Origin of the sequence: Shewanella woodyi ATCC 51908, assembly GCF_000019525.1 — a bacterium.
GTDB lineage: Bacteria > Pseudomonadota > Gammaproteobacteria > Enterobacterales > Shewanellaceae > Shewanella > Shewanella woodyi.
In genome coordinates this window covers 1,748,892-1,773,061 of the sequence record NC_010506.1, presented here as the reverse complement: position 1 = coordinate 1,773,061, position 24,170 = coordinate 1,748,892, and the positions used below count along the sequence as shown (strand labels likewise).

The window sequence follows — 24,170 nt, the reverse complement described above, 5'->3', positions numbered from 1 at the left end:
CAGCCTATTCTGTTTTAGGTTGAAGGCTTAATACTGACAAATGTGAGGTAAATAGTTATGATTTTAAATTCCATTCTCAGTATTAAATAGCGCTAGAGTTTAATAGTGCAGCTATTTAATGCTGATACAACAATGAGCCCATTTAAACAATATAAAAAATACAAATTAAAAAGATAAAACTAATTAAACACTGAATGGTAAAACATCACCAAAATAATCACAGGACAAACAAAACGGACATAACTTGGCCATATTTTCCAAAACAATGAATGCTCAATCTCAGGACAACCCAGCTTCAACTCACTTAATATCGAGTCTCGTCGCCACACCCAGCCTGCAAATAGAGATAAAACTAACCCAAGTAGAGGTTGGCTATATTGAGTGGTAAATGAAATAACCGCTCCAAACAGCAACTCAAAATTAAATACAATACTAGTGCTTATTAACACAATGATGGCACCAATCAGCCAAGTGACCCGACTTCTGGGTTGTGAGCTGTTCTCAACCGTGTAAGCAACAGGCACTTCAAGCATAGAGATGGATGAGGTGACGGCTGCAATCGCCATCAATGAGAAAAAAACAAAAGAGATAACATTGCCAAGATCTCCCATCGCTGTAAATAGCTCTGGGATCACTGTAAATATCAATCTATCACCATTAATTAATTCACCAGCTTCAGTAAAAATAGTCACGCCATTATGTTGTGCCACATACATGGCAGGAATAATTAACATGCCAGCTAATATTGCGATGCCAATATCCACTAAGGTGACTTGAGCCCCTAAGGTCACTATATTCTCTTTTTTACTGACATATGATCCATAAATAAGCATGGTTCCAACCCCCAAAGAGAGTGAGAAGAAAGCCTGCCCTAGAGCACTAATTAATAGATCTGAATGCAATATTTTAGCAAAGTCAGGAATAACATAAACTTCCCAACCCAAAGCAGCGCCATCAAGAGTCGCCACAAAAATAATCAAAGAAATAAGTAAAATTAATAGCAAAGGCATCAATCTAGCCGACCACTTCTCTATTCCATCGCTCACTCCTTTATGAACAATCCCTACTGTTAATAAAGAGAAGATAAAGCAAAATATTAAGTTTCTCGGTGTTGAAAATGCCGTAAGCCAAAGCGATGTTTGTTCTAAGCCTAATAGGTCAGTGATAGACGCTAGTGCATAAGCCAACATCCACCCCGCAACGATGGAGTAAAAACTTAAAATTAAACAAACAACTGTTAGTGCCCAGTAACCAGATAGTTTTCCACTTAATTTACTCACAGGACCTTGAGATATTCCCTGAAGCGCATTAACCATGTTCGACTGAGAATAACGCCCTATTACTAACTCAGCCATTAAGATGGGGTAGGCTAATAAAAACGTTAATATCAAATAGACTAGAACAAAAGCGGCACCACCATTACTAGCAACCTGAGTAGGGAAACCCCAAATGTTCCCCAGTCCCACAGCAGACCCTGCCGCCGCGAGTACAAAACCAAGCTTAGATGAAAACTGTCCACGTACACTCATACTTAACAACCTTATTATAAAGCCATGTAAAATAAAGGCTTATTATTGTTTTGTTATTTTGTATATATACCCAAGCTACCTCAAGATGATCGTTTCAGAGCTCCCGTAGGATAGCTGAACAAGGCAGTGATTGAGGATAATGGTTATTCCCTTGTTGATATCACTAACGCAGTGCAGCAATTCTACGGTAACTCCCGAAGGGCATGGCGAGAAGCAACATTTTTCAGTGTTATGAAATATTGAATTAGAATAACTAGTCCTACTATTTCATGCCTTGAACTCTGTAACTTCTCGACATGCTGAATCCTGCATCTTGAAGTTGTTTGGGTATATTCATCATACGGACAAAAATCGCACTGCCCAGCTTTTTATCTTCAGCAAAACAACAAATGCGTAACAAAGGTGGTCATAATTATCAGACTCAAAAACACTCAAACACTGTCCCCATAAAGCCTGTAAACCTATAGCCTAATCACAAAGCATTCATTTTTTGTATCTAAATAGAAGATTTATAAAATTATGGTTATTTTTTAAAAGCAGATAACCTTAAAAATATATTCAAATCCATATCGACTGCGAATTAAGGGCAAGACAGATGTCTGAGTTACCTATATTAACCAGCTACATTGATGGTCATTTCATTAATAGCGACACTCATTTTGACAATATTAATCCTGTCAATGGTCAAACAATTGCCCATATCAGTGAAGCAACACCAAAGATGATTGAAGATGCGGTAATAAGCGCACGATCCGCTCAACGTTCAACTTGGGGCAAGATGACAGTCAATGAGCGCTGCGCACTGCTACACAAGGTCGCCGATAGGATGGCTGAGCGTGAAGAAGAGTTTATTGCAGCCGAAATTGCCGACACAGGCAAATCCCTTTTTCAAGTCAAGACCATAGACATTCCCCGTGGCACAGCTAACTTCCGGTTTTTTGCCGATCTGGCGAAGTTTAATTCAGGGGAAACCTTTATCACTGACACACCAACGGGAGATAAAGCACTCAACTACAGTGTCAATAAACCTCTAGGCGTGGTTGGGGTTATCTCTCCTTGGAACCTACCTCTACTATTGGCGACCTGGAAAATTGCCCCTGCCATGGCGTGTGGTAATAGCGTGATATTAAAGCCCTCAGAGGAGACCTCATCCACCGCTTTTCTCCTCGCACAAGTGATGGATGAAGTGGGTGTCCCCAAAGGCGCATTCAACCTGATTTTAGGACGAGGTCGTGCCGTAGGCGATGCACTGACCAGCCACCACGGAATCGATGCCATCACCTTCACCGGCGCATCCTCCACAGGTAGACAGATTATGAGGTCAGTTGCTGACCGCGTAAAACCTATCTCATTTGAACTCGGCGGTAAAAACTCAGCCATCGTTTTTGCTGATGCAGATCTTAATAAAGCGATAAAGGGCGTAACTCGCTCTAGCTTTACCAACTGCGGACAGGTTTGTCTCTGCACTGAGAAAGTCTATGTTCATCACTCCCTTTTTGACGCTTTTATCCAAGGTCTTAAGCATGAAGCGGAGCAGATAAAGATCGGCTACCCAAAAGATAAAGATGTATTTATCGGCCCACTGGTCTCTAAAGTCCACCAGCAAAAGGTTCTCTCCTACTATCAACTCGCCAAAGATGAAGGCGCCACATTTGTCACTGGTGGCGGTGTTCCTAAGTTTAATGACGAGCGTGATATGGGCTGCTTTATCGAGCCAACTATCATCACCGGACTCAGTGATGATGCACGAGTGAATCAGGAGGAGATCTTCGGTCCCATCTGCCATGTATCACCCTTTGATGATGAAGATGAGGTGATAGAAAGAGTCAATAACACTGACTATGGCCTCGCCGCTTCGGTATGGAGTGAAAACCTCTCCCGCGCCCACCGCGTCTCCCCCCAGTTAGATGTCGGACTAGTGTGGGTGAATACTTGGTTCCTACGGGATCTTCGTGCTCCTTTCGGCGGCGTAAAATTATCAGGAATTGGTCGTGAAGGAGGAAAGCACTCCCTCGCCTTCTATAGCGAACCGGTCAATATCTGTATCCACATTGATAGTTAATTTAATACTAAAGCCAACGTTGGGTACCACTTCAACTTGGCCATGAAAACGAGAAAAGATACCAATGAAGCCAAACGATAAAACAAGAGCAACACTCGTCGCGGGAAAAGCTAAACCAAGAGGTAGCTTCCCCCACCTTAAACGTGCTGGCGATTTTATCTATGTTTCTGGCACAAGCTCAAGATTGCCAGATAACAGCTTTGCTGGTGTTGAGGTCGATGAGATGGGTGCAACCAATCTAGATATTGAAGTTCAAACTCGCGCAGTGATTGACAATATTCGAGACCTATTGCGATCCGTCGATGCCGATTTAACCGATCTAGTCGAAATCAGCACCTTCCTCGTCAACATGAATGACTTTGCCGGCTACAACCGTGTCTATTCAGAATACTTTGACTACAGCGGGCCAACTCGCACCACAGTTGCAGTACATCAACTGCCACATCCGCACCTTTTGATTGAGTGTAAAGCCGTGGCCTACAAGCCGCTCTAGGTCCTAGTTGCGAGTTGCGAGTTGCGAGTTGCGAGTTGCGAGTTGCGAGTTGCGAGTTGCGAGTTGCGACAAGAATAATAAATTTTAATAGAAGGTAAACAGATGAGTAAATTAGCCGCGTTTAACTTTCAGCAGTGGATAGATGAGCACCAGCACCTACTCAAGCCACCTGTGGGTAACGTACAGATCTGGGAAAATACCGACATGATGGTCACTGTGGTCGGTGGTCCAAATCAGCGTACCGATTTTCATGACGATCCTGTCGAGGAGTTCTTTTATCAACTCAAAGGCGACATGGTGCTCAAGATCATCGAAGAGGGCAAGTGCCACGATCTGTTTATCCGTGAGGGTGATATCTTTTTCCTTCCTCCCCATGTACGTCACTCCCCCCAGCGCCCTATGCCTGGCAGTATTGGTTTAGTGATAGAACCTAAGCGGCCAGAGGGAGCTAAAGATGCTTTCGAGTGGTACTGCTTTAAATGTGATGGCTTAGTTCACAGAGTTGAGGTGTTACTTAAATCGATTGTTCGAGATCTCCCCCCCATCTATCAAGCTTTCTATCAAGATGAGCAAGCCCGAACCTGCCCCCAGTGCGGTGAGCTGCACCCAGGAAAAGAGCCCCCACAAGGCTGGGTGACCCTACTAGAAAATAAAGAGCAGGATAAGTCATGAAGGTTACCGATATTCACTCACACTTTATTCCACGTGAATGGGAAAACTTGCAGAACAAGTTTGGCGGCGATAACTGGCCCTGGATGGCCCATAAAACCGCTGCCGGTGAAAACCTTAATAGTCACACAAGCAGCGCCATGTTAATGCGAGGCAGTCAAGAGTTCAGGCCTGTTTACTCCGCCTGTTGGGATCCACAAATTCGTCTAGATGAGATGGACCGTGACGGGGTCGATAAACAGATCATCTCCGCAACCCCTATTCTCTTTGCCTATGATCGCCCAGTAGCCCAGGCCAGTTATTGTGCCCAGCTCTTTAACGATGCCGCCCTTGAGATCTGCGCTAAGAACAACAAACGTCTGTTCGCCCTCGCTCAGGTTCCCCTACAAGATATCGATGCCTCCTGCATTGAGGTCAGCCGTGCTAAAGCCTGTGGCCATGTAGGTGTGCAAATTGGTAACCATGTAGGCGAGAAAAACATGGACGATAAAGGGATACTCACCTTCCTGCAGCACTGTGCAAGTGAAGATATTCCAGTATTTGTACACCCCTGGGACATGATGGCTGCTGATCGCACCAAAGATTACATGATGGGTTGGACCGTAGGCATGCCGGCGGAAACCCAGCTGTCTATCGTGTCAATGATATTAGGTGGCGGCTTCGATCATGTCAGTGAAAAACTCAAAATCTGTTTCGCCCATGGTGGTGGCTCATTTGCTTTTCTACTTGGCCGCCTTGAGAACGCTTGGATCCACAAGGATATTGCCCGAGGACACTCACAACATCCGCCCAGCCACTATCTCAATCGCTTCTACCTCGACACTGCCGTGTTTGATCACGATGCCTTAGCACTGCTGGTGAAAAAGATGGGGCCAGATAGGCTGATGTTTGGCACCGATTACCCTTTCCCCTTAGGCGAACAGCAGATGGGGCAATTAATCAAAAGTGCTAGCGAACTAGATCAGCAAACCAAGCAGAAGCTGTTATCTGGTAACGCCGAACAATTTTTTAACCTTTAACAGCATTTCGCCGCCGAAAATTAGCGGTTAAAAATCAGAAAAATAACAAGAGATAAACCCTATGCTTATAGATTTAGCCAAAAAACTCGACCAGGCAGCCGCAGATGCAGCCAGCATAGCCCAGCTCTCCTCAACCACTCAGTTATCCCTCGATGATGCCTATAAGGTACAAAAGATCAGTATCGAGCAACGGCTAATTAGAGGTGAGAAGTTGGTCGGTTACAAGATGGGATTTACTAGCAAAGCCAAGATGATTCAGATGGGCGTCGACGACCTAATCTGGGGACGACTCACCGACGCCATGATGATCCAAGATGGCGGCAGCATAGACTTAAGCAAATATGTTCACCCCAGAGCTGAACCTGAGATCGCGTTTCGCCTGAAAAAGCCACTTGCAGGCATAGTGACCAAAGAGGAGGCATATGACGCTATTGATGCAGTTGCGGGGGCAATTGAGGTTATCGATTCCCGCTATCAAAACTTTAAATTCTCCTTAAGTGATGTCATAGCCGATAACTGTTCGAGCACAGGCTTTGTCGTCGGACCTTGGCACAGCCCTGACACCAATATTGACGGTCTGTCTATGATACTCAAAGTCAATGATGCTGAGGTCGAGCGCGGCAGTAGCAAAGATATTTTAGACCATCCGCTTAACTCGCTTATCGAAGCCGCTCGCTGTGTCGCCCAATATGGCGAATCGCTACAAGCGGGGCAGATAATCTTAGCAGGGGCAGCAACCGCTGCCGTTGCCTTAAAGCCAGGACAAACCATCTCCACTGAGATAGAGGGCCTATCGCCCTGCCAGTTCAGTACTTCTAACAACAGCAGCAGCCAAGCTAGCAAATAAGGGATCACCATGATATTTGAAAATACACTCGCATTTGCTCAGCAGCAAGACAGGAATGATCCACTAGCGCACTATAGCGATCAATTTCATCACCCTGTTATTGATGGCAAAGAGGTGCTTTATTTCACAGGTAACTCATTAGGGTTACAACCTAAAACAGCCAAGGAGCATATCAATCAAGAGCTAGAAGATTGGGCTAAGTGGGGTGTTGAGGGACACTTTCACGCTGTCAATCCTTGGGTCAGTTACCATGAGATCTTAACCCCAGCCTCAGCAGAACTAGTCGGTGCCAACGAGTCGGAAGTGGTCTGCATGAACTCGCTCACAACTAACCTGCACCTGCTGTTTGTCTCTTTTTATAAGCCTACAGCCAAACGCTTTAAGATAATCAGTGAAGCCAAGATGTTCCCGTCAGACCGCTACCTGCTGGAAACTCAAGTGCGTCACCATGGACTCGACCCTGATGATGCGATTATTGAGATCTCCCCACGAGAGGGTGAATACCTGATCCGTGAAGAGGATATTATTGCCGCGGTAAATGACAATGCCGATGAGTTGGCACTGCTGTTTTTCGGTGGCGTTAACTACTTCACAGGGCAACTTTTTGATATGCAACGACTCACTAAAGCCGCCCATGGTGTTGGTGCATTAGCGGGCTTTGATCTGGCTCACGCAGTGGGTAACGTCCCGATGCATCTTCACGACTGGGATGTGGATTTTGCCGCTTGGTGTACCTATAAATACCTCAACTCCAGCGCAGGCAACGTAGGCGGCATATTTGTCAACGACCGCCACGGCAACAACACTAAGATAAACCGTTTCGGCGGCTGGTGGGGGCACAATAAAGAGCGACGTTTCTTGATGGAAAATAGCTTTGAGCCGATGACAGGCGCAGAGGGCTGGCAGATAAGTAACGCGCCAGTGATGGGCATGGCGATACTGAAATCCTCACTGGATATCTTCCACGAGGCGGGGATTGAAAACCTCAGAGCCAAAAGCCTTAAACTGACCGCTTACCTTGAGTTTGTCTTCAACGATATCGTTAATCAGTTTACCGATATTAAGCTTGAAATCATCACTCCCACCGACCCTACTCAACGTGGCTGTCAGCTCTCAATCAAGCTAGTGGGCACCAATAAAGAGTTCTTTGAGGCACTCACCAAAGCTGGAGTCATTGCCGACTTTCGTGAGCCAGATGTGATCAGACTGGCACCAACGCCACTTTATAACAGCTTCGAAGATGTCTATCTGTTAGGGCAAACCTTAAAAGTCTTAGCGCAAAACTGGAGGCAACATGGATAAGCAGGTGAAAAATATCACAGTTGCCGGGGCGGGGCCTGTAGGCGCTCTACTCTCGGTCATGTTAGCCAAACAGGGGTACAAGGTCGATCTATTTGAGTCCAGAGTCGATTCACGTAAAGCCAGTATCTATCAAGGTAAGTCGATTAACTTAGCCCTCTCCGATCGCGGCTGGCTAGCACTGCAAGCGGTGGGACTCGACGATAAGATTCGCGAGCACGCCATCCCCATGTATTGCCGTGTGATGCACGACCTAGAGGGAAACCTGACCAAGCAGCCCTACGGCAAGGAGGGTCAAGCTATTTGGTCAGTCTCTCGCGCAGGGATCAATGAACAGCTTATCTCTCTGGCCGAAGAGGAGCCCTTAATTGATGTCCATTTTGAGCATCATCTAACTCAACTCGATTTCGATACTCTAAACAGTGAGTTTTCCAACAAAGAGGAAGACAGAAAGCAACATAAAACAGACCTACTTTTTGGCGCGGACGGAGCTTTCTCTAAGGTCAGGCGCTTAGCCCAAGAGCTGCCGAGACAGAGGATAAGTTACAGCCTTGAATATATGCCACAGAGCTATATTGAGTTGACCATAGCCCCTAACCAAGATGGCAGCCACAAACTGGAAAAGAACGCCCTGCATATCTGGCCAAGAAAAGCCTTTATGCTTATCGCTCTGCCTAACAATGATGGCTCTTTCACTTGCACCCTATTTTTAAATCACGAAGGGGAACTCTCTTTTCAATCACTTGATAGCAAAGAGAAAGTTACTCAATTTTTTGAAGATAACTTTGCTGATGCTCTGCCGCTTCTCGACAATCCAGTCGATGAGTTTATGCAGAAATCAGCCTCTCCTCTATGCCTAGTTCATATCTACCCTTGGGTGGTCAATAACAAGGTGGGACTTATCGGTGATGCAGCCCATGCCATGGTGCCCTTCTATGGACAGGGGATGAACTGCGGCTTTGAAGATTGCCGTATTCTTAATGAGTTAATTCAAACCCATGAACACAATTGGGAACAGATCTTAACCGCCTATCAAGCGGAGAGAAAACCCAATGGCGATGCCATTATCGAGCTTGCAAAACGAAACTTTGTTGAAATGAGTGATTTATCAGGCGATAGTAACTTCCTATTGCGCAAGAAAATTGAAAGTGAATTCAATAGAATGTACCCACAGCTCTGGGTTCCTCTGTATTCGATGGTCACCTTCTCTCCGCATCTATCTTACTCATCTGCACTGACCACAGGTGACATACAAAACGAGATCATGGACGAAATCATGCAACTGGATAATATTCATCAAGAGTGGCAATCCCCCCATGTTTACCAATTACTGCATAAACTTGTATTAGAGAAACTGGAGAGATAACCATGGTATGCCCACATAATAATCCTAAACAAGGCAATACCCGAGAGATGGAAGACTCCATCCATACCGACTTTAACAACGATATGTCCTACGGTGATTACCTCTGTCTTGAGCAGGTACTATCTGCCCAGCATCCACAATCAGAGGTTCACGATGAGATGCTGTTTATTATCATTCATCAAACCAGTGAGTTGTGGCTAAAATTGGCTGGCAACGAGCTAGACACTATGATCCATAATGTTCAACAGGGGGATTTTAGCCACGCCTTTAAGGTGATCTCCCGAGTCAAACAGATCTTAAACCAGCTGACTCAATCCTGGAACATACTGTCGACCTTAACCCCTGTTGACTACCTAAAATTTAGGGATGCATTGGGCCGCTCCTCCGGCTTTCAATCCTACGGTTATCGTAAGATTGAGTTCCTACTGGGCAATAAAAATGCCGATCTTATTCAAGTTCATGAGAGTAATGAACAGGTACACAGTGAACTGCAGGGGATCCTCGAGCGCCCTAGCCTCTATGATGAAGTCATTCGCGTGCTACATAAGCAGGGATTGCCAATTGATGACAGCGCCCTTAATCGTGATTTCACTCAGCCTTATCAAGCCAATGAATCAGTACTCAATGCTTGGCTTAGTGTCTATCGCAACGCCGATGAACATTTTGAGCTTTATGAGCTGGCAGAGAAGTTAATTGATATTGAGGACGCCTTTCAGCAGTGGCGCTTTAAGCATATGTATGCCGTTCAGCGCATCATAGGCAATAAGATGGGCACAGGCGGCTCATCGGGTGTAAGCTTTCTTAAAAAAGCCTTGGATATCAGCTTTTTCCCTGAACTGTTCGAGCTAAGGACACATCTGTAAATGTCTGCTACAGATAGGGATAAGCTTGAGATAGCTCCTTTTGACAAGGCACCTCTCGAAAAAGAGGCTCTTGAAATAGAGTATTCTCCCAGTAGCTGTGTCGATGACATCATGATCTATATTCAGCAGTATATAGATCAAAGCCAAACCGTTATCGAGCAAGCAGTTAGTGAAAACTCAGTCTTAAGAGACCTTAAATACGCTGACAGCGATAACACAGGTAAGGATGAAGTACTCGATCTATTTCTTCCGACTCATCACAGTGCAAGAGGCAAAAAGCTACATGTATACATTCATGGCGGCTACTGGCAGGAGCTCACCAAGGAGGAGTCTGCATTTGCCGCTCGCGCATTTCAGCAAGCGGGCCACTACTTCGCCGTTATCAATTACAGCTTGGCACCTAAGGCGAGTTTAACCGAAATCGTAGAGCAGAACCGCCGCGCCCTTGCGTGGCTCGTATCTCATGCCGATGAACTCGGTTTCGATGCCGATGAGGTATACCTATCGGGCAGCTCAGCCGGCGCTCATCTGTGTTTGATGATGTTACAAACCAATTGGCAAGGCTATTTGACCAGTAACCATCTAAGTAATAATGACTTAGCTAATAGCCCTGTTACATTTGCTCCTGAAAAGCCCTTTATCAAAGGCATCTGCGCCGTCAGTGGCATCTATGATATTGCGCCTCTGCTGCACACAACGATTAATGATCCGCTGCAGCTAACTGAGCAGGAGGTCGAAGCTAACAGTCCTTTGCGCCATGCCACTCAGCATCACTGCCCAGTGATTATCGCCTTTGGTGATAATGAAACCAGTGAGTTTAAGCGCCAAAGTTTGGCCATGTTGGCTCAACTTGAGGATCAAGGGTTTGATATTACCTTTAGCGAAATTGCAGGTCGAAACCATTTCGATGTTATTTTGGATTTAGGTATTGAGGGGAGATGGTTGTTTGAGGAAGTGCTCAAACAGATGGGTTAGCCACCTTTAAATGAAGGTGGTTTTCATTTTATTTTTATATTTGAGCTGAATTGGTGTTTGATGGTTTTTTGAAGGACTCACCTTGATTGGTGTTTATTGCTTGCAGCAGGCCTTTGTGCAGCTACTGCTGAGGGACGCTACAAGTACACTCCCTGTAAGCTCGACGGTGGCATCCTTGCCACCAACGCCCTCAGCCGCACCTACACCTGAGTGTTAATCTCTTCGATTTAGGCTAATTAACACAAATACTTGTTAATTGCTCCCCCCTGATAAGCGAAGACTTTCAATAAGGAACAATTTTGTAGATTTCAACTATACATTGAATGAAGTCCCATATACTTACCTTATTCACATTTATTGAATAATTATGGTTCATCAGGATCGAAAGTATATTCAGGATAATAATTCAATACATTGTACATTTTTGGTTTACCTCTGACGGTCTGAACCTCAACATCAACGATAAAAGCTAATTCTTGCCAAGGTTTACCCAAAGATGGATCTGGGTGCAGCATTTCTTCTTTTAGGGCATTGTTTTCGAAAATAACTTTAAGTGCAGACTTTGAAATATCATCGATAATTGCTTTATTACCAGTATCAGAATTTCGATCAAACTTTGTTTGATACCAGTACATAACCTTTTTTAAATGCCTATTTTCTACTGGTGTATCAATATCTTCAACTAGCCGTCCTATCCGATTTTGTATCGCTGCCGCTTCATTAGAGCTGAGGATAAATTGATTGATAACCTTACCGCCATCAGAAACATTAATGTTCATTTGTGAACCGTTGTCTTTGGCAATTGGTTCAACGATTTTATTCCATTCTTGCAAATCTTGTTTTGTTAAGTTTTTAGGCGAATTATCACTTTTTCCCAAAAGCCAATTACATGTATTTTGAACAACTGATGCCCATTGAGCTAATGAACCACCATCCCAAAGTAACGGCACTATAGGAGCAGATTGAGACACTAGTTCAACGATAATAGAGCCTTTTCGTACTTCTTTGATCAACAACTCGGAACCTATATCCGTCAAAGCATCAGTTTCTGACTCGACAAATTTATGGAATTGTTTATTGAATGACAAAAGAGACAGAGACAAATCTTCTAAACCAACAGGTTGCTTATTATCTATTTTTATCTCTAACCGTTTAGAGAAATCTATTTCTATTACAGTCGACATATTTTCCAAACTATTTAACGCTCGATTAATCATTAAATAAAAACTGGCTGAGAAAATTTTGCGATAAATTTACTCAGTCACCCATTTCTGATTCAAATAAATACATGCTTTTAGGAAATGCTCTTGGAGAGAATCTAGGGGAGAGAGTTGGTGTTTTGATGCCTTAAGCGTCAACACAACGGTTTACTAATTCATCCCTGATTGGCTGCATTCTATTATTCAGTTTTCACTTATATAATAGATACTTGCCAGCATTTCCTTGATTGAGGGTACAATACCTTACTTACAGTATGGTATTCAATATCCAGCAATAAATATCATTCAAAAAGAGTAGTTTGCATCAAGATGTATCAGTTTCAGCAAGATAACTCTCATATTCATAACCTAAGTTAAACCAAATACAGTTGCAGGCTACAACAACTACCCGTTGGAAGTTGCTGAGATACGTAATTAAAAATACCGTAGAACCATCATGGATGATGATTTAGGCTCAGAGTTACATGGACGTAACATTTGAGCCGTTAGGCGATTTTTATTGAAGTATGAAGCCCCTATTCAATGCATGTAACTTCATCGGGGCGTTATGGAGGATGCAAGGAGGATAAGGACGAGCAGTCCTCCTTGCCCTACTCTTTATTGCTAGAAGGGAATGGAATTCCACGACGTTAGCTGTTAGAAGCAGTCTAATAGTCATAAAAAAATATCTGTATACAGTCCGTTGTAGGCGATAGTTCACAATGTAAAATTGAAAATCAATAACCCTTCCAATACCAGATCAGCCAAAAGCTAAAACAGAGAAATGTAGTCATTCTTCATTCGAAGAATCTACGTCTCCGTGGTGGATAGCTCACAACGAAGTTCAGACCATCAACACTCATCCAATACCAAAGAGTCAAATGAACCAAAAACAGAGAATGCCACCACTCTTCATTTCAAGAACTAACTACTTATAATTATTTGATAAAAATCAATGTTTTTCGAGTAAACTCATCAAATTGATTGTGTACTGCCAGCCAGCTGTTATCATCATTCGCAACTTTCGATAGATGACTGTGTACTTAGTCGTATACAGCCCTTGATTCATACAAAAGGAATAAAATGAAAAAGGTATTACTAGGTTTGTTTTTGCTTGCTGCTACAGGTTGCTCAAGCAATGGTTTAACAGAGTTGAAGCAGATGGATTCAAACTTTGATAAAGAGATCGTGATGACAAACGATTCAAAACAGACTGAACAAGTTAGAAATATTGTTACTGGTTGGATGCTTGATAATGGTTATAAAGTCTCTAAGGAAACAGCTAGCCCCACAGCTCAATTAGATGACGATCAAGTGATGTTTGAGTTCAACGCTAACTGGTGGTGGGATATGGCCACTTATATGCGTTACGTCAACTTAGACGTTACTGATAGCAAAGGAACCAAGGTCGCTCACCTTGATTTTGATTCAGTGAGGTACGGTGGCTTTGATAAATTTGGCGATGCCGAAGAGAGACTTAACATCATTATGGAAGTATTCTTCCAAAAAATATCGGTGCAAGATGCTGAGCGTCAATTAGAGCACGGCAAAGATAAAAAGCCTAAAGCAGCAATAACTTGTGCTTATGACTGCGACAAAACAACGAACAAAACTTCACGTTAATTAAGATCATTATAGAAGTGAGTGTGACTTTTCACTCTTTCTCCTCTCAATGGTTGTTAGCTTTAACCTTGTATTCAAATGAAAAAAGCCATCAATAGATATTGATGGCTTTTCTACCCCTAACTCAGTCTCTATCTAACATCGGATAAGTTAACGCTTCTCTCTTTGTTGCTCTGGCTCTTTCAAGTCATCGAGAATATCGCTGTATAACTCTGGATACTTGTCTTGCATATAGGCATCGAGTGTTAATCTTTGCTCAACTAAGCTTCGCTCTTGCTGCCAACGATCCCACACTTGAGAGTCACTGCTAACCAGATATTCTATCAGGGCTTTAGGTTGCACAATATCGACTCGCTGCTCTTCCATCATCAACTTTTGAGCAGTAAAAAGTTCCTGATCATATTGCATCGCTAAATGCTGAAATAGATGTTCATCATAGTAGTGGGACATCATCTGCGCATACTCATGCAATATCGTTTCGCTATAGTCATCGACGATCACCACGGCCATCTTATTGGCTTTACAATCACCTGGTGTGTGGACATTGGTTTCACCTAATTTCAGACCAGTATCGACACCGTCATAAAAAGCATATGACACCACCTTATATTGACGGCATTGCTTTAAACTTCCGAAAGAAAATATTGTTCCTGAAGGGGCTGGAGCAATATCAAGCCATCCGCGGCCATGATCAGAGCTAGTCCATGAGATTGGTGGCTGATCTCTTTTCGAGCAGATAGAGTTCATCGAACTCATATTCCCTAGCTTCTTATAGCAGACTCGAACAAACTCAAATGCCGCTGGATTTGTGTAAGTCACCTCAACATCAATAGATGCCTCGAATTTAGATGCCCCCGGTGCAACATCTACCACAGAGATGCTACTTACCAACACATCGGGCTCAGGCTCTGGAGAGGTTGATTGCTTATAGGTACCTATCTTGCGCCATTTGGCATCTTTCCATTTTCCCCGCCAGTTTCTCTTCTTACAGTAGCACCACACCTTAAACTTATATTCAGTGCCAGAGCTCAATCCCGTCGCGTGATAGCTGTTGGAAGCCTCATAATATGGACCTACACCACAAACATTAACCGTCGGCGTCTTTCGATAACACACTTTATAGTTACTGCCTACGTGATCATAATCACCACTAGGTACGCTCCAGGTTATCGATATTGAGCTATCGTCACTGGCCGTTGCCCATACAGAGCCAATACCGCCCGCTGCATTGGCACCGCCACAAAAAAATAGCAATAATATCGATGAGACGAGTGCAGCCCCCCTTAATTCAATCCATCTTCCTATCAAAATACTGAGTTTTGATACCACAGCCCTTTGCCAACGGTTACGAGTGAACATATCCCTCATGCTATTACTCCTTGCTTATATCTTGCTTCTTAAAATGAAGTTCCAAGGTATATTCATAATGGATAAAGCATGAAGCACTTCTAAGGGAAAAACTGGGGAAGCTGGGTAAAAACAGGGAGAAGTTGTTAAATAGGCCAAGTTACCTTTGTTAACAATAGGTAAATTTAATCTTGTTTTCATTTTCCTCATAGGTAGAATGAATTCATTGTGGTGATGACTTTAAAAAAACAATCCCACTTATACTTCAACCGATTTTCAAATCGGTATATTAATAATAAACATACAAGTATATTGCTAATAGCACTTGTTATTAGGGCTATTTATGAGCCCTAGAAATGTAAAAAGGATATTACATGAACAAGCTTTGGAAACAATGGCTAACCAGCGTCTTGCTGGCTTTAGCACTTGCAGCCTGTGGAGGAGGCGGTGGTTCAAGCACTCCTGAAGAGAAAGTAGAGATAGCACCGCCACCACCACCACCACCACCACCACCACCACCACCACCACCACCACCACCACCACCACCACCACCACCGGAAACAGTGGGAATGTCGGGCAAGGTAATAGATGGTTATGTCTCTGGCGCGACGGTCTGGTTGGATATCAATGGCAATGGCACTTTTGATACAGGTAGTGAGCCTTCTACCCTATCGGGTGCTGCTGGAGACTATGCATTTGAGTTCACTCAAGAGCAAGCCGACTGTGTACCTTACGCCACCTTGTATGTCGATGTGCCTGTTGGGGCTATTGATGAAGACTTAGGTGAGGTAACCGAAGCCTATCAAATGTCGATCCCCCCCTCTATCACACCATTGAACGATGATGATATTAAAAATATCTCCCCTTTGACCACAGTGCTCTGGGAGCAGGTAGCTGAAAAATTAAAAGAAACTAACACCCCCAATTTAAGCTGTGAGAACTTGAAGCAAGATACACAGCTTCGAGCAGAGCTTGTGCAGGAGCTCAGCGAGGTGATGAACAATCTTGTTTATCATTACAACCTCTCTGAGGCGCAAATTTATGCTGACTTTATCGCAGATGCAGATAGTGAAGCCTATGATATTGCTCAGGCCATTGTCACAGGGCTTAAAGCCTCCTACGCCCATAAAGGCAAGTTAGAGGCAGAGTTTCCTGATGCTCGTGAGATCCGTGTGGTTATCTACCAAGATAGCGATAAAGATAACGATTTTAGCTTCGAGCAGGCTTGGTACCGTTCAACATATATCTCTACTGCAACAGGTTACGATTTGGAAGAGGTGAAACTCACTGCAGATCTGTCAGGTATTGATATTGTGCTTACTGACTTAGTCCGTGTTGATGCCCCTTGGGGTGATCAAACATTAGCAGGTCAGTTCAGCACGCGTGAAGATGCCTACTATAATACCGATGGGACTTACCGCTGCTCTTCATTTGAAAAGGTTAGCTTTAAACAAGGCGGCATTACCTTTGAACTGAGCAACACATCATCAAGCAAAGACAACTCTGACACTATCGATGGCTGTGTACATATTGCTAGTACGCCATATTCACGTAATCACAAAATCTCTTTTATAGAAGAGGGGAAGAGCTATTTTGCCCGTTTTTTCTTCAGAGAAGCACAGGCTGAATTTAACTCCCTCCCTGACTGGGTAGACTTCAAAGATAAAGCTGAACAGTTAAACGCTGCCGAGCTTATCGAACATCTGTCCCTACTACCAAGAGGTTGGGATGATGAGGTATTAGTCGATACCGAGCTATGGCGTAAACGCATGTGGTTCGACAATATCCAAGTCGACAAAGACAGTCATGACAACTGGACAAGGGCAACCCTGCAAGAGGATAACACTAGAGTTTATGAATGCAGTACAGATGGTATTAACTGGGAGCCTTGCCCTTCTTAGACGCTACTCTAACTAAGTTTAGCCCTATTTAGTTTAGCGCTTTCTAACTTAACTTTGTCTAGCTAGGCTTTCTAGCTAAACTTTCTAACTAAAAATGGGGCGATTTCATATCGCTCCTTTTTTATAATTATTTCAAGGCGGTACAGTGCAAGTTTATCTATTTGATTGGGGTGATACTCTGATGGTCGACTTCCCACATACTCAAGGAAAAATGTGCGACTGGGAGCAGGTTGAAACCATAGAGGGTGCGCAAGAGACCCTAAGCTATCTCTCCAAACAGAGCCAAATCTATATCGCCACTGGCGCCGATGACTCATCAGAGACTGACATCAGGCAGGCATTTGAACGTGTGGATTTAGCTCAATATATCTCAGGTTATTTTTGTAAGGCAAACTTAGGCATCTCAAAAGACTCAACAGAATTTTATACACGAATCATCAGAAAGTTAGGCCTAACACCATGCCAAGCCATTATGGTTGGCGATACGATTAGTAAGGATGTAATTCCAGCGCAACAAGCCGGATTAAATGCAATCTGGTTTAACCCAAATAGATTAAAAAATGAGAAAAGCTTAAAACAGATCCACTCTCTCAAAGAGTTATACATTCAGGAGCAAGTTTAATGGAATACTTGATCGCTGTGATGCTTTTTGCCATCTCATCTTCAGTGACTCCAGGGCCTAATAACATTTTAGTGATGACCTCAGGGGTAAACTTTGGCATTAAAAAAAGTTTGCCTTTGCTCAGCGGGATCTGTGTTGGTTTTACAGTCATGTTACTCTTGGTTGGCTTTGGGTTTGCACAACTGTTTGAGCTATTTCCACAGCTACACTTCATCATAAGATGCATAGGCACTCTTTATCTGCTCTATTTAGCATGGCTCATTGCAAAGTCAGCTGGGGTAATGGATACCAATACAACCAACTCTCAACCTAAACCACTCTCATTTATGAAAGGCGCACTGTTTCAGTGGGTCAATGCAAAAGCTTGGGTCGTTTCTACAGGGGCTATTGCGGCATTCACCACTCTTGAGTCAAACTTCTATAGTCAAAACTTGACCATAGCGCTGACCTTTCTTTTGGTCTCTTTTCCCTGTGTTGGGATCTGGTTATTGTTTGGCTCTATGCTAAAAAAGCTACTCAAGAGCGAACAAAATATGAGGTGGTTTAACTATTCAATGTCTGGGTTACTGGTTTTGTCTGTGGTACCAGTTATCAACGAAATAATCATTCAACTTAGTTAATCAAAGGGATCTAGACATTTATGAACAGATATACCATCTTACTTAGAGGAGTCAATGTTGGTGGAAAAAACTTACTGCCAATGAAGGAACTTAAGGCGCTTTTGGAAAATAATGGCTTTAATAACGTCACCACCTACATTCAAAGCGGCAATCTACTCTTGACTGGCCATGAGCACCCAGAGAAAAAGATCTGTGAATTAATTCAAACACACTTTGGCTTTACTCCTGAAACCCTTGTTCTTACTAAAGATGAGTTTAAACTTGCTATCTCAAACTGCCCCTTTCAAAAGGGTGAAAATAAGTTTATCCATTTCTACTTTTGTAAAGATAGTCCTAAAGCTGATACGACAAAAATATTAGCTTTAGCATCTCAAACTGAACGCTTTGAACTGCTCGATAAAATCTTCTATCTACATGCCCCTGATGGTATCGGTCGCTCTAAACTGGTTGCCAATATTGAGTCTTGCTTAGGCGTTAGGGCAACAGGGCGAAACCTAAATACAATTAATAAACTCAACGAAATGATGGACAAATAGTAAGCCTGATTGCAAAGCCAGATAAAGCAGTTAACTTAAGCAAGAGCTAAACAACGTTTCCTCTGGAGAGCCCCCATGAAACCCCTTAAGTACGCGCTGTTTTTCTTTTTTGTCGTCGATGTCACTATGTTTATCTTATTCCAAACACACCCCGCGTTACTGCTCAGTGCGCTTCCTCAATTCGATATTGATAGTGCAGGCGGCGCCTATCCCAGACTTGTTGGGATCCTGTTTTAGCTCTAGGGTTGGCACGTCTCTATGGCGGGCTGTTTATGTATCAAAAGGGGGCTTTTGTTGTATCAATGTGGAGTTGGGTAATTGAGCTTATCTATACCATATCTGAGCTTATCCATGGCCAGTTTACTCTAAATGAAAATATGATGGCGTTAATATTAGCACCATTAATGTTCATATGGTCGCTCTTCCATTATCGTAAAACTTTCTCAACAAAGACTGAAGAGATATAAAAAAGGGCTCTAAGAGCCCTTTTATCAAATAGTAACTGGTTATCCCATCGAGTTGCTAGTTACACCTAGTCACTGCAATCGCTTTCTCATGAGCATTATCATCGGCATAAATGTCAGCCTGATTAACAATCCCCTCACCAGCGCTACAGCCTGTCACTTCTGCTTGGAAAGTAAAGTGAGCAGAACCGCCCTGTACCGAGCTCACAGCCAGATCGGCTCCTGGCGCTATACCTGAACCATCACCTGAGAAATAATAAGATGAACCTGTACTGCCATCTTCATTCTCTGCTCCCACAGAAGCATAAGAAAGATCTCCTAACCCACCATAGGTAAACCAGATCCCTCCAGCACTTCCATTTAACACCCATACTTGGAATGTGTACTGCTCAGCGTTACTGCTTCCATAGAGAGGAAGACTGTTCCACTCGTAGACAGTGAACTGATTTGGACCAGCATTGAGGACACCTACATACATGTTACCGCCATCGTTCATATTCAAGTCAGACCAGAAAGGAGCCAACAAGTTATTAGGCGGAGTGGCATTAGGTAGCTTATTAATTGATGCAGAAGCAGCATTACCACTCGCTGAGCCTACCTCCAATGTTCCGTTCACCGACATGGTCATCTGGGTATACATTTGGCCATTATATTGGAACGCTGGCACATTGAAGCTAAAGGCACCATCATCACAATCTGATGGACAGCCTAATGGAGAAATACCTAGATTAGCCAAAGGAAACAATCCAAAAGGTGATGCCGAAGGCGTCACTGCTATTGAGCCAATATCAAGAGTACCCGTCCAACTGGCGCTGTTACCGTTTAAGCTAAAGGCTGAGATACTGGTACCATCAACAATTGTCGCAGTTTCAGAACCCGCTATTGCAGTGACTCCAGCAGGTAGCGAATCGCTTAAGTCAATATTACCACCTAATTGACCATTGGTGATGTTAATACCATAAGTCAAAGTGTCACCATTACTGGCATCGGCTTTATCCACGGTTTTAGTAAACACTGCTGCATCTGTACTCGTAACGGCATTGATCGCAATCGGCATATGCATGTCAGGCCCATCGCCTCGACGAGCAATATCTACCTGACCAAAGTCCCAGCCACTGGCCAAACTACTATCTACGCTGACGGTAAAGCTACCCGTTTTTCCACCCTTAATCTTTAATCTAGAAGGCGACACAGAGTAACTCGCGTCTCCACCACTGGTACTCAAATCAACATGGACCGTATGTTTCGCTGTATTTGTGAAGGTACGAGTCCACTCACAGCTCCCCACACATTTACCATCTTGCATACTTGCGATGTTTAATGTCTTAGGATCGCCACCGGTTTCAGGGTTCGCATTCCAGAAATTAAGTGGTGTTTCATCCAATATCAGATCAACTTCTATTGCGCGAGCAAGGTCAATACGCCCAGCTCCCATGTCAAAAGGATCTGCAGGTGTTACACCATCCTCTTTCAGAACACTGGTATTAACACTTGTCATCATCATGGCAGATCTAACTGCATAGGGTGACCATGCAGGCTGCGCTGCAGAGACAATGGCACCGGCGCCTGCGTTATGCGGGCTAGACATAGAGGTTCCACTTAAGAATCCATACACATCAGGTTGCGATAGATCTGAAGTACTCAATGCCGCCAGAATATCCACTCCAGGGGCGGTAAGATCAGGCTTGATAATATCCAGTGCGGTATTAGGTCCACGTGAACTAAAGCCAGCCATAATATCACCTAAACTGTCATCCAGTACCACCTCATAACCAGAGATGGACGCAACAGTATTGGTGTTTGACGCTAACCAAGCTTTAAGCGTGTCGGCTGCAGTCACACCTAAGTGCAGTGCAGGTAAATAGTGTGCATCACCTGAAACACTCTCTCCATTAGATGCTAGGTTTGCTAATACAAATCCACCTGCGCCACCTGCTAAAACATTTTGACCTTTAGCCGTACGAGCAATAGCGCCTCGATCACACACCACTATCTCGCCATTAAAGTGCCCTGCTGGGAAAGGATCAAGACATTGAGCTGGATTACTATCATTTTGACTGCCATTGGCTGTCGGATGATCGCCAGCATAGACAATCGATGCAGGTCCATAGCCCGCTGTAAAACCAACACTAGAGATATCAGCTAGTGGTCCCTGATCACTGTCCATATCGAGCAGTGTATTCACTAAGCTTCGATTATGAGTACTCGCACCTGTGGTTGATACCCAAGGTGATTGATGACCTAAAGTCGATGCACCTGGGCCACTGTTACCCGCAGATGCTGCAACATAGATACCCGCTGCTGTTGCATTCAAAAAGCCTATCTCAACCGCATCGGTATAGGGGCTGCTTCCACCAGAAATAGAGTAGTTCAATGCATGTATGCCATCGGGAAGATTAGCCGCATCAACCACAACTTGGTTAATTGCTGCCAAAAGTGCAGAGCCAGGACAGCCTGCGGTACATACATCATAAGCGATAATATTAGCATGGGGAGCGACACCAGAAACATTACGAGTTAACGATGTTGTGGGTGCATCAACAGAAGCGATAGGGTTAACATTACCCGCAACTGTACTGGCTGTATGAGAGCCATGTCCGTCGCTATCTTCAGGAACTGGGTAATTACTATCTAAGGGAACAAATGACCAAGCACCTATTAGTTTATCGTTACAGAAACTGGCATCTTGGGTATCACAATAGCTTCCAGGCAAGTAGTTACCAGAGCCCAGCGGGTTAGTATGGTCGTAACCATCGCCGCCAACATCCGAAAATGAAGCGTTACCATGGTTGATCCCGGTATCTAGCACAGCAACGACTATCCCTTCACCTTGAGAGTGAGGAACATTATTCGGCGTGCCACCCCAGATAGAGTCAGCATTAATCCATTTAGGCCCAGAATCTGTATCTGGGGTTTCGATATGCTCCAGATAAACGCGTTTAACATCAGGGTTAGACTCAAGCTCTTTAGCTTCGGCAGCTGACATCTCAAGTGCAACACCATTAAACACATATTGATAGTCAAATTTGACCTTGTTTTGCGCACCTAAATCAGCAACAAATTTCTGCTGATTCTTTTTAAGGTATTTACGGTAAGCCTTACTCTCTTTGCTCTTAGTATTAAGCTTATTTGCACCGGTCATTTTATTACTGGTTGCTTTATAGCCTCTAATACCACCGTTATAGGTTGCTAAAGGGGGAGCGGTAAATTCGACAATATAAACATTATTGCCCGTGGCAGTGCTTGTTTTATTTAACTTTCCTTTACTCGCTAAACTGCTCTTGAGCACAGGTTGATTTTGCGTGTCCACGCTAAGCTCTGCAGCATGCACAGAACCCATCGCCATTGTCACTGATATACAGAGTAATTTCATACGTAGGTGGGACATAGTAAGATTTCCTTTCCTGTATTTATTGTTATAAATATTTTTTATTAACTTTAACTACTCTCCTACCCTGGAGATAAAGTGAACAACCTGTATAAACCATGAGTAACAATTATGCAACAGAGGCTAAAATCTAAACAAAAAGGCCTTGTAAACCAGCTAATCCATCTCTTCTCAAAATTAAGAATCTATTAATGAAAATGAGTTTTAATTAACTGTAAAATAAGAATTTATTTTAATCGGAGTAAGAAGAAATGAATAACCACTTAAACTTGAAGGTTAGTTAACTCTCATTAGCATACTGCTTTAAAATCGTGGTTAGCACCTTAGCAGGTTTAGCTATTTTTCCCTGTTTGAGGTACACAAGGTGCCAGTAAATTTTTAATCCCTGCTCCCCTAACGGCACCGTTCTAATCATGCCATTTTCTAAATAGGGGCTGACCAGATGTTTCGACATAATAGTCACACCTAGGTTGACCTTGGTGAGCTCAAGGATGGCTTCATTAAATCCAACTTGCAGAACCTTTCTTGGCAAAACATTTTCCGGCTGAAAGAAGAGTTCATACTCCCTGTCCTTCTCCGGAATGGTCGAGTTAGTGATATAGGTTTCATCAATAAAATCTTCTGCAACTAGATGATTTCGTTCAGCCTTCTTATGATCTTTTGAGAGACAAGCCATCAGCTCATCTTGCAACAGAAAACTGGACTCGTAGAGGTTCTCATCTAGTGAGAGTTTCTGCTGAGAGCTTGAGATCATAGCGATATCTACATCCCCATTAAACAGCGCATTCAATGGACGTTTCGCAGCAGCAGCGGTGATCTCCAGCTCAATATTTGGCAGCTCCTTAGCAAAGTAACTAGTGACTGCAGGTAACCATTTAAATGAAGCATAATGGGGCAGCCCTATCCTCAACACTTGCTCGACACCATCGGATAATCGCGCGATATCATATTCTGCTCGTCCCAACTCCTCTAAAATTTTCTTAGCAGAATGCAGCAGGCGCTTTCCAGCATTGGAGATAATGAGCTTACGTCCTCTGCGAACAAACAAACTGGTATTAAGGCGGCGTTCGGCTTCTCGAATACGGTTAGTGAGTGCCGGTTGGGTGATAAACAGAGACTCAGCAGCCTCTTTAACCGTCTCAGACTTAGCGATAGTGCATATCATCTTCAGGTGATTGATATTAAGTTGGGTTTTAGTGATATCCATTATGTTCTCGCTGCCTATCTGTCAAAACTAAATCAGTAAAACTTAAGTAAACTCATTCAAAAAATGAATTATTTTAAGAATATTATTCAATTATTGTTATAGAACATAATCAAGTAGAGTGGCTTTATCAAGGTTAAGTTT

The 24,170-nt window shown here is 43.5% G+C and carries 20 protein-coding genes; 15 read left to right on the top strand and 5 right to left on the bottom strand.

Annotation, left to right across the window (positions count from 1 at the left end):
• Positions 1–179: 179 nt before the first annotated feature.
• Positions 180–1,529 (bottom strand): sodium-dependent transporter, encoded by a 1,350-nt coding sequence (locus SWOO_RS07195; RefSeq protein WP_012324049.1) that lies wholly within the window; start codon positions 1,527–1,529, stop codon positions 180–182.
• A 595-nt stretch (positions 1,530–2,124) separates the two neighbouring features.
• Between SWOO_RS07195 and SWOO_RS07190 the strand changes: the two genes are divergently transcribed.
• The 9 genes from SWOO_RS07190 (at position 2,125) to SWOO_RS07150 (ending at position 11,122) form a co-directional block, all read left to right on the top strand.
• Positions 2,125–3,591 (top strand): 2-hydroxymuconic semialdehyde dehydrogenase, encoded by a 1,467-nt coding sequence (locus SWOO_RS07190; RefSeq protein ID WP_012324048.1) that lies wholly within the window; start codon positions 2,125–2,127, stop codon positions 3,589–3,591.
• A gap of 64 nt (positions 3,592–3,655) precedes the next feature.
• Entirely contained in the window at positions 3,656–4,084 is a 429-nt protein-coding gene (locus tag SWOO_RS07185; RefSeq protein WP_012324047.1) for a RidA family protein, read from the top strand.
• A 102-nt stretch (positions 4,085–4,186) separates the two neighbouring features.
• On the top strand, positions 4,187–4,756 hold the full coding sequence (locus tag SWOO_RS07180) for a 3-hydroxyanthranilate 3,4-dioxygenase (RefSeq protein WP_012324046.1): 570 nt from the start codon (positions 4,187–4,189) through the stop codon (positions 4,754–4,756).
• Complete coding sequence (locus SWOO_RS07175; RefSeq protein WP_012324045.1) at positions 4,753–5,772, top strand: amidohydrolase family protein; 1,020 nt, start codon at positions 4,753–4,755, stop codon at positions 5,770–5,772. The genes SWOO_RS07180 and SWOO_RS07175 overlap by 4 nt, the downstream gene beginning before the upstream one ends.
• A gap of 61 nt (positions 5,773–5,833) precedes the next feature.
• The gene (locus SWOO_RS07170; protein ID WP_012324044.1) at positions 5,834–6,619 is read left to right on the top strand and encodes a 2-keto-4-pentenoate hydratase; all 786 of its coding nucleotides are present in this window, start codon (positions 5,834–5,836) and stop codon (positions 6,617–6,619) included.
• Positions 6,620–6,628: 9 nt separating this feature from the next.
• Complete coding sequence (gene kynU, locus SWOO_RS07165; RefSeq protein WP_012324043.1) at positions 6,629–7,921, top strand: kynureninase; 1,293 nt, start codon at positions 6,629–6,631, stop codon at positions 7,919–7,921.
• On the top strand, positions 7,914–9,284 hold the full coding sequence (locus SWOO_RS07160) for an FAD-dependent oxidoreductase (protein ID WP_012324042.1): 1,371 nt from the start codon (positions 7,914–7,916) through the stop codon (positions 9,282–9,284). Before kynU ends, SWOO_RS07160 begins: the two co-directional genes overlap by 8 nt.
• Before the next feature lie 2 nt (positions 9,285–9,286).
• Complete coding sequence (gene kynA / locus SWOO_RS07155; protein ID WP_012324041.1) at positions 9,287–10,147, top strand: tryptophan 2,3-dioxygenase; 861 nt, start codon at positions 9,287–9,289, stop codon at positions 10,145–10,147.
• Entirely contained in the window at positions 10,148–11,122 is a 975-nt protein-coding gene (locus tag SWOO_RS07150) for an alpha/beta hydrolase (RefSeq protein ID WP_012324040.1), read from the top strand. It begins immediately after the preceding gene.
• Positions 11,123–11,487: 365 nt separating this feature from the next.
• On the opposite strand, the gene SWOO_RS07145 is transcribed toward SWOO_RS07150, so the two are convergent.
• Complete coding sequence (locus tag SWOO_RS07145) at positions 11,488–12,306, bottom strand: hypothetical protein (RefSeq protein WP_041417528.1); 819 nt, start codon at positions 12,304–12,306, stop codon at positions 11,488–11,490.
• 1,098 nt (positions 12,307–13,404) lie between these two features.
• Between SWOO_RS07145 and SWOO_RS07140 the strand changes: the two genes are divergently transcribed.
• Positions 13,405–13,944: an Sbal_3080 family lipoprotein gene (locus SWOO_RS07140; RefSeq protein ID WP_012324038.1), complete on the top strand. Its 540-nt coding sequence runs from the start codon at positions 13,405–13,407 to the stop codon at positions 13,942–13,944.
• A 150-nt stretch (positions 13,945–14,094) separates the two neighbouring features.
• Here the strand turns inward: SWOO_RS07140 and SWOO_RS07135 are convergent, their stop codons facing one another.
• Entirely contained in the window at positions 14,095–15,312 is a 1,218-nt protein-coding gene (locus SWOO_RS07135; RefSeq protein ID WP_012324037.1) for a fibronectin type III domain-containing protein, read from the bottom strand.
• 353 nt (positions 15,313–15,665) lie between these two features.
• Here SWOO_RS07135 and SWOO_RS07130 point away from each other — a divergent pair, with 353 nt between their 5' ends.
• The 5 genes from SWOO_RS07130 (at position 15,666) to SWOO_RS25840 (ending at position 19,207) form a co-directional block, all read left to right on the top strand.
• A complete protein-coding gene (locus tag SWOO_RS07130) occupies positions 15,666–17,192 on the top strand; it encodes a hypothetical protein (protein ID WP_012324036.1) in 1,527 nt (508 codons plus the stop codon).
• 145 nt (positions 17,193–17,337) lie between these two features.
• Positions 17,338–17,814, top strand: coding sequence for an HAD family hydrolase (locus SWOO_RS07125; protein ID WP_012324035.1), 477 nt, complete (start codon positions 17,338–17,340; stop codon positions 17,812–17,814).
• A complete protein-coding gene (locus tag SWOO_RS07120) occupies positions 17,814–18,434 on the top strand; it encodes a LysE family translocator (RefSeq protein WP_012324034.1) in 621 nt (206 codons plus the stop codon). The genes SWOO_RS07125 and SWOO_RS07120 overlap by 1 nt, the downstream gene beginning before the upstream one ends.
• A 20-nt stretch (positions 18,435–18,454) precedes the next feature.
• Positions 18,455–18,970, top strand: coding sequence for a DUF1697 domain-containing protein (locus tag SWOO_RS07115; protein ID WP_012324033.1), 516 nt, complete (start codon positions 18,455–18,457; stop codon positions 18,968–18,970).
• A gap of 75 nt (positions 18,971–19,045) precedes the next feature.
• Complete coding sequence (locus tag SWOO_RS25840; RefSeq protein WP_195742866.1) at positions 19,046–19,207, top strand: hypothetical protein; 162 nt, start codon at positions 19,046–19,048, stop codon at positions 19,205–19,207.
• A 285-nt stretch (positions 19,208–19,492) separates the two neighbouring features.
• Here SWOO_RS25840 and SWOO_RS25450 read toward each other — a convergent pair whose 3' ends face one another.
• The gene (locus SWOO_RS25450; protein ID WP_012324032.1) at positions 19,493–22,822 is read right to left on the bottom strand and encodes a S8 family serine peptidase; all 3,330 of its coding nucleotides are present in this window, start codon (positions 22,820–22,822) and stop codon (positions 19,493–19,495) included.
• A 280-nt stretch (positions 22,823–23,102) separates the two neighbouring features.
• Complete coding sequence (locus SWOO_RS07100) at positions 23,103–24,029, bottom strand: LysR family transcriptional regulator (protein WP_012324031.1); 927 nt, start codon at positions 24,027–24,029, stop codon at positions 23,103–23,105.
• Positions 24,030–24,170 lie beyond the last annotated feature (141 nt).